A 14,444-nucleotide genomic window follows, 5' to 3' on the forward strand; every position below is an offset into this window, starting at 1 on the left:
CCTTAGTGCGGTCTTCGTATGAATCAATTAATTAAGTAAACGCTTAACCGTCTCGGAAATCATCCGTCCTTCGGCTCTTCCTGCCAATGCTTTTGAGGCTACACCCATTACCTTACCCATATCTTTCGGGCCAGCGGCACCGACTTGAGCGATAATAGCTTTCAATTCTTTCTCCAATTCCTCGGCAGACATTTGTTGAGGTAAATATTTCTCAATCACTTTTACTTGCTCCAACTCAACATCCGCTAGGTCTTGACGGCCCTGTTGCACATAAATCGTAGCGGAATCTTTCCCTTGTTTCACCAACTTCTGCATGATCTTCAAGGCATCCGCATCCATCAGCGTATCATTGGCTCCCGGAGCGGTTTTCGCTTCCAAGAAAAATTTCTTTACATTTCTCAATGTCTCCAAGGCGACTTTATCTTTCGCCTTCATAGCGTTTTTAATGTCTTCACTGACTTGTTCAAATAAATCCATATCCTTATTATATTATTAACTATCGGAAACTGATCACTTGTTTACCCCCCCGCTGAGAATCTTGGCGAGGTTGGTTAGCCGGTTGCTTCGCCGTTGTCGGAGCCGATACTTGAATATCCTCTCCCGCTACTTTGGAACGGGCACGGGCTACGATCTTCGGATCCCGGTTATAAGTCGGATTATCCTCTATCAAAGCGATCAAGGCATCATCATCCAACTCTTCCTGAGTCAAAACTACCGCTTTCGCACGAGAGGTAAAACGACCCGCCTTTTGTGCGGAAGCACCATAATATTTACCAATCAAATCACGCTCCTTACGCTCTTTCTCGATTCGCTCTTCTTCTAAGCGCAATTCTTCTTCCGTCATCTGAGCGGCTTCATTCCTGCGTTTATCAGCGATCAATGGAATATCATCCATCGTAAATCCAGTAGCGAGGATCGTCATTTTCACTTTATTACCTAATGTATTATCCACGGCAGTACCCCAGATAACCTCTATATCACGGTTGAACTCGGACATAAAGTTATGCACGTCGTTCATCTCCTCCATGCGCAACTCGGCTTCCTCGCTGAAATATACGTTGAACAGGATTTTCTTGGCGTTCTTTACGTCGTTGTTGCTTAATAGCGGAGAATTCAGAGCGTCTTCCACCGCTTGGCGAACACGTCCTTCTCCTTCACCAAAACCATTACTCATCAAAGCGACACCACCATCTTTCATCGTGGTGTTAACATCGGCGAAGTCGAGGTTGATAATACCCGGAAGCGTAATGATCTCCGCGATACTCTTGGCGGCGATCGTCAAGGTATCATCGGCCTTGCCGAAAGCGTTCATCACGGAAAGGTCCGAATAAATCTCACGCAAACGCTCGTTATTGATCACCAATAAGGCATCCACGTTCTTCGCGATCTCCTCCACACCATTCAAGGCCTGTATAATCTTACGCTCACCCTCGAACAAGAAAGGAATGGTTACGATACCTACCGTCAATATTCCCATATCCTTCGCGATACGAGCGATAACCGGAGCGGCACCCGTACCGGTACCACCACCCATACCGGCGGTAATAAATACCATCTTCGTACCGTCGTTCAACATACCTCGAAGATCGTCCAGACTCTCCTCGGCCGCCATCATCGCACGTTCCGGCTTATTTCCCGCGCCCAATCCCTGCGTGATCTCACGTCCCAGCAACAACTTGATAGGAACATCCGAACGGTTCAAGGCTTGATTATCCGTATTACATAACACGAATGTAACATCGTGTATGCCCTCCTTATACATATGAGTAACAGCGTTTCCGCCACCGCCTCCAACACCAATCACCTTAATGATTTTGGGAGTATCCGTAGGATAATTAAAATTTAATATTGTATCGTCCATTGTCTTCCGGTTTTATTACATTCGTAGATCACGTTATTTACTCTCGTTATCATCGTCATCGAAGAGGGTTTTACCAAAGGTATCGATTCCTTTTGTCAACCGCCCGAACAAGCCGGGACCTTTTTTCTTCTCTTTCTTCGGCTTCTCCTTGACGGGTTCCGGTTCCGGAGTCGGTTCCACTGTCGGTTCAGGCTCAACCACCGGCTCAATCTTAGGCTCCGGTTTAGGAGGAATATATAACGCGCAATTCTTAGTTCCTTTCGCCAAGAGGCCGACGGCTACCGCATATTCGGGATTGCTGGCGACCACTAAATCACCACTAGCGACAACCCCCTTGCGAACCGCTGAATAGCGAACCTCCATCTTCAAGCGTTCGCTCATAACAGCCGGTAAATTCTTCAAAGCGGCGCCTCCACCCGTAATCACGATGCCGGCACCGAGAACGCTCATCAAGCCTGTAGCCTCCAGACGAGCATATACATTCTCTAAGATCTCATCCATACGGGCCTCGATCACGCCGTTCAACTCGGCCAGCTTAATCTCACGCAAGCCCATTCCATCCGCTAAACTCACTTGGATGGTCATATCATTATCCCGGTCCGCTTTCGCGCTACCATAAGTGATCTTCAAGCGTTCCGCCTCAGACTCTACGACCCTGAGATTGGTTATATCTTTTGTTATCAAATTACCTCCAAAAGGAACAACGGAAAGGCTGGCCAACTTACCACCCTTATAGACAGATATCGTCGTCACGCCGGCACCGAAACCGATCAAGGCGCAACCCAAGTCCTTCTCATTGTCGCTCAAAACAACATCTCCCAACGCAAGAGGTGACACCAGAATACCGGCGATCTCGATTTTCGCTTGTTCCGAGATGCTATTGACAATATTTAATTTCAAGGAAGGACGTCCAACAATCAACTTATAACGAGCCTCGATACGGCTACAAGGCACGCCCACCGGGTTGGACTCTGGTTTATCATCTAAAAAATAGGAAGGAGAAACCACGTCAAGAACGGTCAACATATCCGGACGATAATCCTTACACTCTTGATAAAGAGAGTCTATGATCTCCTCCGTGACCACTCCTTCCGTTCCCAATACCTTGCAAACCGTATGCTCGATAGAACGGAGTGACTGGCCACCCAGTCCCACATATACCTGCCCGATCTTGGTCCCCCCCAGTTTATTCTCCAACTTGAGGATCAAGCGTTTTATCTTACTCGCCGTCTCCTTCACGTTATATACACATCCTCTTCGTATGCAGGTGCCGGAGTTCTCAACTTCGTAGGCGATGATTGAAAGAGCGCCCGTCGCATTCTTAGTCCCCACCATTCCTACCATATGGGAGGTACCTAGGTCAATAGCTGCTATAAAGTCTGTGTATGCCATATCATCTATTTTTTAGTACAAACAATCTGATTCTTATATTTTAAATTAATCATACTGTACTTTTCCCAACCCACTTTAGGGATCGCTTGTTCATAGAAAAGCTTTAAATTCGCAAGCTTTTCTTCGAATTCATCCAAAGTACCCAACATGATCCGGTGGTTACCCACTCTTGGAATAAGTTCTATATCATTATCCGGATAGACATAGATTTGTTCTATCTGGTCATTCCAGAACTCATTCTCTTGCAAAAATAATGCAAATTTGTATAAGTCGGTCACCGCAAGCTCTTTTTCCACATATCCACTCACAATTGGCACATGTGCGGCATACCGACGACTGATCGGCATGGTGGTTCCCAGATTATCCACGTAATAACTACCTCTTACGCCCATAATCCGGAGGATAGGCATCTTTTGCATGACCTCTAGCTTGATAATACCCGAAGGAGTCTTATACGCCTCCACTTGGGCGATCATCTCATTTTTAAGCAATTCCGTCTCTATCCGATCCGTATTCACGTCGGCCATTGACCGCTTGATCGGATCTAGCCCAGCTTTCTTCAGTATAGACACAAGGTCACTCTCGCTCACGAAGTGTTTATCCAGACTGTCTTTCACCACGACTTGCAGATCTTGGCAAATAGAGTCCTGACGTATTTCCCGAAAGAAAAACGACACAAACACGATGTAACAGAACAACAACGTGGCTACTACTATGGAAATTATTCGGATCACGGTTTCCTTATTTGTTTACATAAAATCTCTTTTACAGGCTCCACCAAACGGTCGATATTACCGGCGCCTACCATTAATACTACCTCATATTTCCCGGCGGCAACCACGTCCAAAAGCTCTTCCTTCTTACACAGCGTCTTGGAAGGGATCGTCACCTTATCAAAAATGATCCGAGAGCTCACCCCCGGAATCGGTTCCTCACGAGCCGGATAGATATCCAGCAAGATCAACTCATCCAATAAAGAGAGACTCGCGGCGAAATCACCAGCGAAATCCCGGGTACGGGTATATAGATGCGGCTGGAAAATACCTGTCACCTTACGACCCGCATATAATTCCTTCACCGACAAGATACTCTGTCGCAATTCGGCCGGATGATGGGCATAATCATCGATCAATACCACTTGATCAGTCTTCAAATGGAAATCGAAACGGCGGCGAGGTCCGGCAAATGTAGCCATACCCTTTTTCAAATCCTCCGGTTTCACTCCGTTCAACCAAGCGATCGCCATAGCCGCTACCCCGTTCTCTATATTAACCTTTACGGGAACACCTAATTCCACATCAGGAATACGGATTTCCGGACCAACGAAGTCAAAGGTAATATTTCCGTCGCAAATACGAATATTTTCAGCGTAAAAGTCCGCTATTTCCGTAACGGAATAGGTATATTTCTTGACACCCTCCTGTAAACGGGGCGTTACGTTGATTCCTTTCTTGATCAGTAGACAACCATCGGGACGAATTAAGGAGGTAAATTTCTCGAAACTCTCCCGGTAAGCCTCCGCCGTACCGTAAATATCCAGATGATCTGGATCTGCGGAAGTAATCACTGCCATATAAGGAGTAAGCCAATGAAAAGAACGATCGAACTCATCCGCCTCGATCACGGTAAAGTCGCTCGTATCAGACAACATCAAATTACTCTCGTAGTTCTTTAGGATTCCTCCGAGGAAAGCATTGCAATCCACTGGCGATTGTTTCAGCAAATGAGCCAGCATAGAAGAGGTCGTTGTCTTGCCGTGCGTTCCCGCCACGCATAAACCCCGGCTGCTTTTCGTAATCTCTCCCAAGACACGTGCCCGCTTCATCACCTCAAAACCGTGCGCCCGGAAATAGGTCAATTCCGTATGCGACTCCGGGACCGCCGGCGTATAAACCACCAGCGTATCATCGGGCGACTTGAACGCCTCCCCGATCAAAGCTACATTATCCTCATAGTGAATATCGGCTCCCTCCTTTTTCAACTCCTCGGTTAAATCGGAAGGGGTCTTATCGTATCCGCCCACTCGTTTTCCCTTAGCGAGGAAATAACGGATCAAGGCACTCATTCCAATGCCCCCGGCACCTACGAAATACACCGCTGTCACTTTATTTATATCCATATTCCTTATTTCTTATCTATAATCTTAACAATCTCATCCACGATACGGTCCGCACTATGGCGTTGCGCCAAGGTCTCGATATTACGGCTCAACGTATGCAAACGTTCATCGTCATGAACTATCTTCAAGGCAGTAGGCACCAAATCCTTTTCCGCGTCTTTATCGGCGATCATAACGGCGGCATCCTTATGGACCAAGGCCAAGGCATTCTTGGTCTGATGATCTTCCGCCACATTCGGCGAAGGCACCAAGACCACCGGTTTTCCTAATAAGCAAAGCTCCGAGATAGAACTAGCCCCCGCACGGGATATCACCAAATCGGCCGCTGAATAAGCATAATCCATACGGGTAATAAAGTCTGAGCACCAAACCGGCATTCCCCGGTACGCCTTCAAATGCTTGGAAGCGTCGCTGTAATAATACCTACCGGTTTGCCAAATAACCTGTACATCCGAGGCGAAGAACTTATCCAGATCCCCTTGAATACTCCGGTTAATCGTCCGTGCGCCAAGGCTACCACCTACCACAAGGATCGTTTTTTTCTCCGGAGAAAGCCCGAAGAACGCCAACGCCTCCTCTTTCTTACTCAGCGCCTCTTCCAAATCCTGTCGCACCGGATTTCCCGTAATCACGATCTTATCCGCCGGAAAGAACTTCTCCATGCCCTCGTAAGCGACACAAATCTTGCTCGCTTTCTTCGCCAACAACTTATTGGTCACACCGGCATATGAGTTTTGCTCCTGTATCAACGCAGGAACACCTTGCGAAGCCGCCATCCATAAAGTCGGTCCACTGGCATAACCGCCCACGCCGACCGCTATATCTGGCTTGAACTCACGAATCGTCTTCCTCGCCAAGCGCAAGCTTTTCGCTAAACGAGCCATGACCTTCACGTTGTTCATCAAGTGGGCACGATCAAACCCACTCACTGGTAAACCTACAATTTTATAACCAGCTGCCGGAACCTTATCCATTTCCATGCGGTCTTCCGCCCCCACAAATAAGATTTCCGCATCCGGAAAACGTTTCTTGAAAGTATTAGCGATAGATATGGCCGGGAAGATATGGCCTCCCGTACCACCACCACTTATTATGATCCGGTACTTTCTCATACTTTTGACTCTACAGTTATCGTTTCGACAGCCGACAGCGGATTATCTTCTTTCTCTCCCTCGACCGCCTGATTTATTGTCTCTCCGGATGGCTCGTCGGAAGGATTCTCTGGATTCTCCGTATCCTCCTCTTCCTCATCCTCATTTCCGATATTGGCTCCAAAACGACTTACGCTCAATATGATCCCGAAATAGATACAAGATATAAGCGTAGACGTACCACCCCGGCTCACCAACGGCATCGGTTGCCCGGTAACGGGCACTAAATTCACGGCTACCGCCATATTCGCCAAGGCTTGGACTACCACCAGCAACCCACATCCCAACACTAGGAATTTCGGGAATGATTTATCACATTTCCGGGCGATCATCCCGACCCGCACTAGCAGCATTATATAAAGCAACAGTACAAAGATCCCCCCAACGATACCCAGTTCCTCTATGATAATCGCATAGATAAAATCTGAATACGCCTGTGGCAGGAAGTCACGCTGTTGGCCATGTCCGGGCATCTGTCCTAATACGCCTCCCCTGGCAATAGCTATCTTCGCATGGGTTACCTGATAATTATCATCGGTTATCTTATACGTACCACTCTCATCCAAATTATCCTTATGCCCGTCGAAGAAACGCTCCAAACGCCCCTGCCAAGTAACGAATCGATCCGGCAAATACTGAGTAATAGCGGCTGGCGTAAACTTAAGCAACACCAAGAACAACACCAACGCCAACATCAAGATGCCCGCCAGCTTCGCCAACTTACCAAATGGCAACTGACCGATAAACATCATCAGGAAACAAACCCCGAATAGCATAAACGCCGTAGAGAAGTTCTCTGGCAGAATCAAGACACAGGTGAGTCCTACTCCAATCAGTATATACTTAAAGATCTGGTTCTCCGTTAATTTCCCCCGCTTGCTGAGCAAGAAAGCGACAAACACGACACAAGCCAGCTTCCCGAACTCCGAAGGCTGGAACTGTATTCCCATGATTTCCAGCCATCGATGCGCATCATTAGCGTCCACGCCGATAAAGGGCGTCACGATCAACATCAACATCGAGACCGGCAATAATATAATAAACGCAGAGAAGAAACGACACGGTATATTATGTAACAGCAATACCATGACGAAACCCCCCAATAAAAAGGTGGCGTGCCGTACGATAGGCGCCCAGTGATTCGCGTTCTTATAAGCGATCGTACTGGTCGCGCTGAACACCTCCACCACCGATATAAGACACAGGAACATGAAGATGATCCATATCACCCGGTCGCCCTTAAACAGTTTACTCGCCAGATCCATTTTATCCTTTATTACAAATTACGTACGCAAGCCTTGAACTGATCGCCCCGATCCTCATAGCTCTTGAACAGGTCGAAGCTGGCGCAACAAGGAGAGAGCAATACCGTATCTCCCTTATGAGCCATCTTATAAGCTTTCGCCACAGCCTCCTCCATCGAGCGGGCGTCTTCAATATTCGCCACTTTCCCGTCGAAGAACGCATGCAGTTTCGTATTATCCACACCCATGAAAATCAATGAATGTACCTTCTTATTCACTAATTCCTCGATCTCCGAGTAATCATTCCCTTTATCCGTGCCCCCTAAGATCAAAACGACCGGGGTCGTCATGCTCTGCAAGGCATACCAACAAGAGTTTACGTTCGTAGCTTTCGAGTCATTGATATAATCAACACCACGCACGCGAAGCACCTTTTCCAAACGGTGCTCAACACCCGTGAAATCACTGAGTGAGGCACGTATTTTCTCATCATGAATGTCCACGATCTTGGACGCTATCCCCGAAGCCAAAGAGTTATACAGGTTATGCGTACCAGTCAATGCCAATAGGTCTTGTTCCATCGTAAATGTTCCGTTTACCGTTTCAATAACTACTTGATTATTTTCCGTATATCCCTTCACGCCGTTCTCATGTGTCTCGGCGAATGGGTAAAGAGTAGCCTCAGGATGCCGTTTGGCGATCTCACGGGCTATGATCGGGTCATCGTTCCAGAAAATGAAGGCGTCGTCCTTCGTCTGATTTTGCAAGATGCGGAACTTAGCGTCTACATAATTCTGCATCTCATAGTTATAACGGTCCAGATGATCCGGTGTTATATTCAATATAATAGCGATATCCGCTCTAAAGTCGTACATATTATCCAGTTGGAAACTGCTCAACTCGATCACGTAGACCGCATGTGGATCTTCCGCAACCTGAAGCGCCAAGCTGTTTCCGACATTTCCGGCCAAGCCCACGTCCACGCCCGCTTCTTTCAGTATATGATACGTAAGCATCGTCGTTGTCGTCTTGCCGTTGCTACCCGTGATGCAAATCATCTTCGAGTCCGTATACCTTCCGGCAAACTCGATCTCGGAAATGATCGGCGTACCTTGCTTCTTCAATAACTGTATGATAGGAGCCTTGTCGGGAATACCCGGGCTCTTGACAATTTCGTCGGCACTCAAGATGTCGGCTTCGGTATGCTGTCCCTCTTCCCAACGAATCCCGTGGTTGTCCAGCATCTCCTTATACTTAGGTTTGATAGACGATTTATCGGACACGAACACGTCGAATCCTTTCGCCTTCGCCAAGACAGCGGCTCCCGCGCCACTCTCCCCGGCCCCTAATATAACCATTCTCTTACTCATCTTTTATCTCATCTTTAACGTAACTATCGTCATAACAGCCAAAATAATACCGATCAACCAGAAACGGACCACGATCTTCGATTCAGGCACGACATTGAACGGCTTTTGGATCAACGCCTGTATACCCGCGTTTCCCGGCTTCTGGAAATGATGGTGTAAAGGAGCCATCTTGAAGATACGGCGACCTTCCCCATACTTCTTCTTCGTATATTTAAAGTAGGCCACTTGCAACATGACCGATATATTCTCCACCAAGAAAATACCGCAAAGGATCGGAATCAACAACTCCTTACGGATGATGATCGCGAAAACAGCGATAATACCTCCCAAGGTCAAGCTACCCGTGTCTCCCATAAATACTTGGGCCGGATATGAGTTGTACCATAGGAAACCGACCGTGGCACCGATAAAGGCAGCGGCATAAACCACCAACTCCTCTGCGCCGGGTATAAACATGATATTCAAGAACGAGGCGAACTCAAAGTGGGATGACATATAAGCCAAAATACCGAGCGCCACCCCGATGATCGCCGATGTCCCGGCAGCCAAGCCGTCCAATCCATCCGTCATATTGGCTCCGTTCGACACGGCAGTCACCACAAAGATCACCATCAGCACGAACACCAGCCACGCGGCCTCCTCCTTATAATCGCCCGCCCAGTTCACCAAGTTGGCGTAATCGAAATTATTGTTTTTCAAGAACGGGATGGTCGTCTTTGTCGACTTGGTCTCCACCGTATGATAACGCACCTCCTCGATCACGTTATCATGGCGCACCTCCATATTCTCCTTGATCACCACATCCGGGCTCATGAACAATACCAAGCCAACGATCAGGCCCAGTCCTACCTGCCCGACGATCTTGAAACGTCCGTGCATGCCCTCCTTATTCTTCTTGAACACCTTGATATAATCATCCGCGAATCCCAAGGCTCCCAGCCAAACCGTAGTCACCAACATCAATATCACATAGATATTATTCAGCTTGGCACACAGTAAAGTCGGGATCAATATAGCGATAATAATGATAATACCTCCCATCGTCGGCGTTCCCTTCTTGCTCATCTGGCCCTCCAGCCCAAGATTTCTCACCGTCTCGCCGATCTGCAACATTTGCAACTTATCGATGATACGCCGACCGATCGCCGTAGAGATGAACAAGGACAAGATCAAGGCCAATCCCGAGCGGAAAGATACGTACTTAAACATACCCGCTCCCGGGAAATCCAACTGATCCAAATAATTAAAAAGATAATAAAGCATGTCGTCTTAAATATTATGATTGTTGTGTCGAAAAAATCTCGCGTAACTTCTCACGGTCGTCAAAGTGATGTTTCACCCCCTTGATCTCCTGATAGTCTTCGTGGCCTTTTCCGGCAACAAGGATCACATCCCCTTTCTTCGCCAACATCGTAGCGGTCTTGATCGCTTGCGTACGGTCCGTGATACATAAGGTACGTTCCATATCCATTTTCGTCAATCCGGCTACCATATCGTTAATAATATCATCCGGTTCCTCAAAGCGCGGGTTATCGGAAGTCAGAATTACCTGATCGCTCAGCTTGGCAGCCTCTTTCGCCATCAGCGGGCGTTTCCCCTTGTCCCGGTTTCCCCCGGCACCTACCACGGTAATGATACGTCCTTTCCCATCCAATACCTCATGAATGCCATTCAGTACATTCGTCAAGGCATCCGGTGTGTGAGCGTAATCCACGATCGCCGTATAACCGAGCGGAGACTGGATCGTCTCGAAGCGACCGGATACGGAGCGAAGCGTGCTCAGCACGATCAACACCTCCTCGGGATCTTTCCCTAAAGAAACCGCGGCACCATACACGGCCAGCAAGTTATAAGCGTTGAAACGTCCCACGAAATGCACCATAACCTCTCGACCGTTAATGATCAAGTCGGTACCCTCGAAATGAGATTCCAATATCTTTCCCTTGAAATCGGCCAAGGTACGCAAGGAATAGGTCAGCTTCTTCGCCTTCGTATTCTGCAACATCACCAAGCCGGATTTATCATCGGCATTCGTCAAGGCGAAAGTCCCGGCAGGCAGGTCATCGAAGAATTTCTTCTTCGCTTTCAAGTAATTCTCCACGGTCTTATGGTAATCCAAATGATCGCGGGTCAGGTTCGTGAAAATCCCCCCGTCGAAAGACAAACCGCTGATGCGCCGCTGATCGATCGAATGAGAGCTAACCTCCATAAAAGCATACTCACATCCGGCCTCTACCATCCGGGCCATCAAGGAATGAAGCGTAAGCGGGTCCGGTGTCGTATGATCCGTCGGTACCGCCTCGCCATCTATATAATTACATACCGTGGAAAGCAATCCCACCTTATGTCCCATCTTCCGGAACATCTCATATAATAAAGTAGCGATCGTAGTCTTCCCGTTCGTACCCGTCACGCCTACCAACACCAATTTCCGGGAAGGATCACCATACCAGCGGGAAACCAAAAGACCCAACGCCTCCGCCGAATCCTTCACCACGATAAACGAGCATCTCCCCTCCAAATAGGACGGAGCCTCCTCGCATACGATAGCGACAGCCCCCTTCTCTATGGCGCTGTCCATATAGGCATGGCCATCCACGGCCGTACCTCTCACAGCGACAAACAAAGACCCTTTCGTCACCCGACGAGAGTCTGATTGAATATTCGTGATATCCACATTATCCGCCCCCATCAACATAGGAGCTTCCAACGCACCGATTAAATCCCTTAGTTCCATACCTATTTCAATGTTAATAATACGGTCTGCCCCTTAGACACTCGCTGTCCGGGTTGAATACTCTGCGAAACGACCCGTCCGACACCCGACAAAGAGACACGCAGACCGGCTTGCTCCAACAAGAAAACCGCATCTTTAGCACCCATGCCGACTACCCGGGGAACCAATCCCTCACGAATCGTCAGATCGCTTAATTTCACCTTATTCTCTTCTTGCTCGGCGGAGGCTACGACCCACTTTGTCTCCAAACTGTCCGTATCCGCGTTAATATCCAATTCATCTAATACGTCCTCTACCGCCCTCAGATCGCCGCCTTTCACACGAGGTACCATCACGGCCATCGAATCCCGTTCCATATCCCGGACATCGAACGACATATGGCTAGCGTATATCTTCTCGGCGATCGCACGCACCACGCCTCCCGACATCGTACCGCCCGAAGGATAACCAATACGGGGACGGCGGATCACCACGATACAAGAATACTTCGGATGATCGGCCGGGAAATAGCCACAGAAAGAGACTTGGTGCCCGCTCGTACGGTAGACACCGCCCGTAGCGATCTGCGCCGTACCGGTCTTTCCGGCGATCCGGACAATATCCGAATGAACCGCCTTACCGGTCCCTTTCTCCACGACTCCCAGCAACATATCTTTTATCAACGCCAGCGTATGATCCGAGCAGATCGAAGAGTTGATCACCTCCGTGGAAAAACTCTGCACGGTCTTGCCGTTATGTAAGATCTCTTTCGTAAACATCGGGCGAACCATTTCCCCGTTGTTCGCGATCGCGTTAAAGAACGCCAACGTATTGATCGGCGGTACCTGCGTCTCGTAACCGAACGACATCCAAGGCAAAGTGGTCTTGGACCAATAACGGGTCGTATCATCCGGACGACGTATCTTGGCACGTCCCGCCCCCGGTATCTCCAAACGAAGATCCGCGTTCATACCGATACGGTACAGTCCCTCTACGAACTTTGTCGGGTTATCCGAATAACCTTTCAAAATCGTCTTGGCTACACCGATATTAGAGGAATACCAAATCGCCTGCTCCACCGAGATCCGACCGTATCCGCCTTTATTCATATTATGGTCCGTCATGCGGGCCCCCTTATACATATATATACCATTGCCTACATCGACCGTATCTCCCGGATTGCATAAACCATCCTCCAAGGCCACCATGATAGAGGCCACCTTGAAAGTAGAGCCCGGCTCGATCTCGTCCGCCACGGCATGATTCTTCGTCTCGCCATATACGCCCTCACGGATACGCCCCATATTCGTGATCGCCTTGATCTCTCCGGTCTCGACCTCCATCACGACAGCCGTACCAGACTCGGCATCGATCGCCTTTAATTTATCGACCAGCGATTTCTCGGTTATATCCTGTATATTGATATCGATCGTGGTGCGAATATCCATGCCATCCACCGGGTCCACCTCAATCACGTTCGTCCAGCCTCCACCGACACGGCGAACGGAACTCAACCCGGCCTGCCCCCGCAGGAGCGAATCGTATTGCAACTCCAATCCATTCTTCCCCTTCGTAGTTCCACCCTCCTCGATCTCTCCGTAGATATCACCGATCGTACGAGACGCCAAGGTCCCGAAAGGTTTCTGGCGCTGCACCATCTCCTTCGTATAAAAACCGCTCTTATAACGTCCCAGACGAAGGAACGGGAACTTACGGATCTCCTTCAAGTCCGAATACGAGACCTTCCCCGCGTAAATCGGGAACTGGCGACTCTTACCGCTCAGCCCTTTCAACAGATAAGCCTTATAGCCCGCCGGCGTACGATCCTTCAATTTACGGGAAAGATAAAACGCCAACGAGTCCACCCCATCCTTCTTGGACGTCTTGAACGTATCCAGCCAATTATACTTGGCATCCTTAGCCGGAGTATACGCATCCGCCTTAAAGTCGATATACATATAATAACGAGGCACGCTGGTAGCCATCAACTTACCGTCCGACGAATAGATATTGCCACGTCCGGGCAACACCAAACGGTTCGGTCGTTTCTGGCTCTCGGCCACCTTCATCCATTTATCCCTCTCCACGAAGGCCGTATCAAAGGCACGGAACAGGATTCCTACGGCCACAAGCCCCAGCAACAGCACGACTACGAAGTAACAGAATAAAATCCGGCTACCTTTAGGCTCTATTTCTTTCGGTTCGTTTTCTTCAGACATACCCATTTACACCTTATCTCACTTATATAACTCATAAGGAGGGGTTTTCGCACCCTCCAGATCAATACCTTGCTCCTCGATCAGCAACTCGATTTGCGATTGGCGGCTATTGCCGGTCAACTCGGATGAGATCGACAACGCCTCGAAACGCACATCCCTCAATTGCTGTTGCAACCGGTCGATCTCACGCAACTTTTGCATACAAGTATACCGGTTACCGATAAAGAAAAACGCCAACACGACAAGTAACACGATCATGCGCGTATGCCTCAAGATAAAATCCTCTTTTAGCACACCGCCGCCGAGTATATACCAGAACGAAAGACGTTTCTCCTTCTTCCTCGTTTTCTTATGTTGTCCGTTTTCTTCCAT

At 48.6% G+C, this 14,444-nt stretch carries 12 protein-coding genes; all 12 read right to left on the bottom strand.

What is annotated here, in order from left to right:
- Positions 1-27 precede the first annotated feature (27 nt).
- Genes DWX33_RS02105 through DWX33_RS02160 form a run of 12 tightly spaced genes read right to left on the bottom strand, consistent with a single transcriptional unit; the run spans position 28 to position 14,444 of the window.
- On the bottom strand, positions 28-477 hold the full coding sequence (locus DWX33_RS02105) for a GatB/YqeY domain-containing protein (RefSeq protein ID WP_005866975.1): 450 nt from the start codon (positions 475-477) through the stop codon (positions 28-30).
- A gap of 19 nt (positions 478-496) precedes the next feature.
- Positions 497-1,861 carry a cell division protein FtsZ gene (gene ftsZ, locus DWX33_RS02110; protein ID WP_005866974.1) on the bottom strand — a complete coding sequence of 455 codons (1,365 nt, stop codon included), beginning with the start codon at positions 1,859-1,861 and terminating at the stop codon, positions 497-499.
- 33 nt (positions 1,862-1,894) lie between these two features.
- Positions 1,895-3,253, bottom strand: coding sequence for a cell division protein FtsA (ftsA, locus tag DWX33_RS02115; RefSeq protein ID WP_005866973.1), 1,359 nt, complete (start codon positions 3,251-3,253; stop codon positions 1,895-1,897).
- 5 nt (positions 3,254-3,258) lie between these two features.
- Positions 3,259-3,987 carry a cell division protein FtsQ/DivIB gene (locus DWX33_RS02120; RefSeq protein ID WP_005866972.1) on the bottom strand — a complete coding sequence of 243 codons (729 nt, stop codon included), beginning with the start codon at positions 3,985-3,987 and terminating at the stop codon, positions 3,259-3,261.
- Positions 3,984-5,372, bottom strand: a complete 1,389-nt coding sequence (gene murC, locus DWX33_RS02125; RefSeq protein WP_005861375.1) for a UDP-N-acetylmuramate--L-alanine ligase — start codon at positions 5,370-5,372, stop codon at positions 3,984-3,986. The genes DWX33_RS02120 and murC overlap by 4 nt, the downstream gene beginning before the upstream one ends.
- 5 nt (positions 5,373-5,377) lie before the next feature.
- Positions 5,378-6,484: an undecaprenyldiphospho-muramoylpentapeptide beta-N-acetylglucosaminyltransferase gene (gene murG / locus DWX33_RS02130; protein WP_005866971.1), complete on the bottom strand. Its 1,107-nt coding sequence runs from the start codon at positions 6,482-6,484 to the stop codon at positions 5,378-5,380.
- Positions 6,481-7,788 (bottom strand): FtsW/RodA/SpoVE family cell cycle protein, encoded by a 1,308-nt coding sequence (locus DWX33_RS02135; RefSeq protein WP_005866970.1) that lies wholly within the window; start codon positions 7,786-7,788, stop codon positions 6,481-6,483. Before DWX33_RS02135 ends, murG begins: the two co-directional genes overlap by 4 nt.
- 11 nt (positions 7,789-7,799) lie before the next feature.
- On the bottom strand, positions 7,800-9,137 hold the full coding sequence (gene murD / locus DWX33_RS02140; RefSeq protein WP_122379755.1) for a UDP-N-acetylmuramoyl-L-alanine--D-glutamate ligase: 1,338 nt from the start codon (positions 9,135-9,137) through the stop codon (positions 7,800-7,802).
- A 3-nt stretch (positions 9,138-9,140) separates the two neighbouring features.
- The gene (mraY, locus tag DWX33_RS02145) at positions 9,141-10,400 is read right to left on the bottom strand and encodes a phospho-N-acetylmuramoyl-pentapeptide-transferase (protein ID WP_005861367.1); all 1,260 of its coding nucleotides are present in this window, start codon (positions 10,398-10,400) and stop codon (positions 9,141-9,143) included.
- A 13-nt stretch (positions 10,401-10,413) separates the two neighbouring features.
- Positions 10,414-11,874: a UDP-N-acetylmuramoyl-L-alanyl-D-glutamate--2,6-diaminopimelate ligase gene (locus DWX33_RS02150; RefSeq protein WP_122379756.1), complete on the bottom strand. Its 1,461-nt coding sequence runs from the start codon at positions 11,872-11,874 to the stop codon at positions 10,414-10,416.
- A 2-nt stretch (positions 11,875-11,876) separates the two neighbouring features.
- A complete protein-coding gene (locus tag DWX33_RS02155) occupies positions 11,877-14,072 on the bottom strand; it encodes a penicillin-binding protein (protein WP_122379834.1) in 2,196 nt (731 codons plus the stop codon).
- 18 nt (positions 14,073-14,090) lie between these two features.
- Positions 14,091-14,444 carry an FtsL-like putative cell division protein gene (locus tag DWX33_RS02160; RefSeq protein ID WP_005861360.1) on the bottom strand — a complete coding sequence of 118 codons (354 nt, stop codon included), beginning with the start codon at positions 14,442-14,444 and terminating at the stop codon, positions 14,091-14,093.

This window comes from Parabacteroides sp. AF19-14 (assembly GCF_003635485.1).
GTDB lineage: Bacteria > Bacteroidota > Bacteroidia > Bacteroidales > Tannerellaceae > Parabacteroides > Parabacteroides distasonis.

Excerpts from the sequence above, each read along its gene's own strand:
- ftsA (WP_005866973.1), bottom strand. The coding sequence starts at position 3,253 with ATGGCATACACAGACTTTATAGCAGCTATTGACCTAGGTACCTCCCAT.
- DWX33_RS02160 (WP_005861360.1), bottom strand. The coding sequence starts at position 14,444 with ATGGAAGAAAACGGACAACATAAGAAAACGAGGAAGAAGGAGAAACGT.
- mraY (WP_005861367.1), bottom strand. The coding sequence starts at position 10,400 with ATGCTTTATTATCTTTTTAATTATTTGGATCAGTTGGATTTCCCGGGA.
- murC (WP_005861375.1), bottom strand. The coding sequence starts at position 5,372 with ATGGATATAAATAAAGTGACAGCGGTGTATTTCGTAGGTGCCGGGGGC.
- murD (WP_122379755.1), bottom strand. The coding sequence starts at position 9,137 with ATGAGTAAGAGAATGGTTATATTAGGGGCCGGGGAGAGTGGCGCGGGA.
- ftsZ (WP_005866974.1), bottom strand. The coding sequence starts at position 1,861 with ATGGACGATACAATATTAAATTTTAATTATCCTACGGATACTCCCAAA.
- DWX33_RS02150 (WP_122379756.1), bottom strand. The coding sequence starts at position 11,874 with ATGGAACTAAGGGATTTAATCGGTGCGTTGGAAGCTCCTATGTTGATG.
- DWX33_RS02105 (WP_005866975.1), bottom strand. The coding sequence starts at position 477 with ATGGATTTATTTGAACAAGTCAGTGAAGACATTAAAAACGCTATGAAG.
- DWX33_RS02135 (WP_005866970.1), bottom strand. The coding sequence starts at position 7,788 with ATGGATCTGGCGAGTAAACTGTTTAAGGGCGACCGGGTGATATGGATC.
- DWX33_RS02155 (WP_122379834.1), bottom strand. The coding sequence starts at position 14,072 with ATGTCTGAAGAAAACGAACCGAAAGAAATAGAGCCTAAAGGTAGCCGG.
- murG (WP_005866971.1), bottom strand. The coding sequence starts at position 6,484 with ATGAGAAAGTACCGGATCATAATAAGTGGTGGTGGTACGGGAGGCCAT.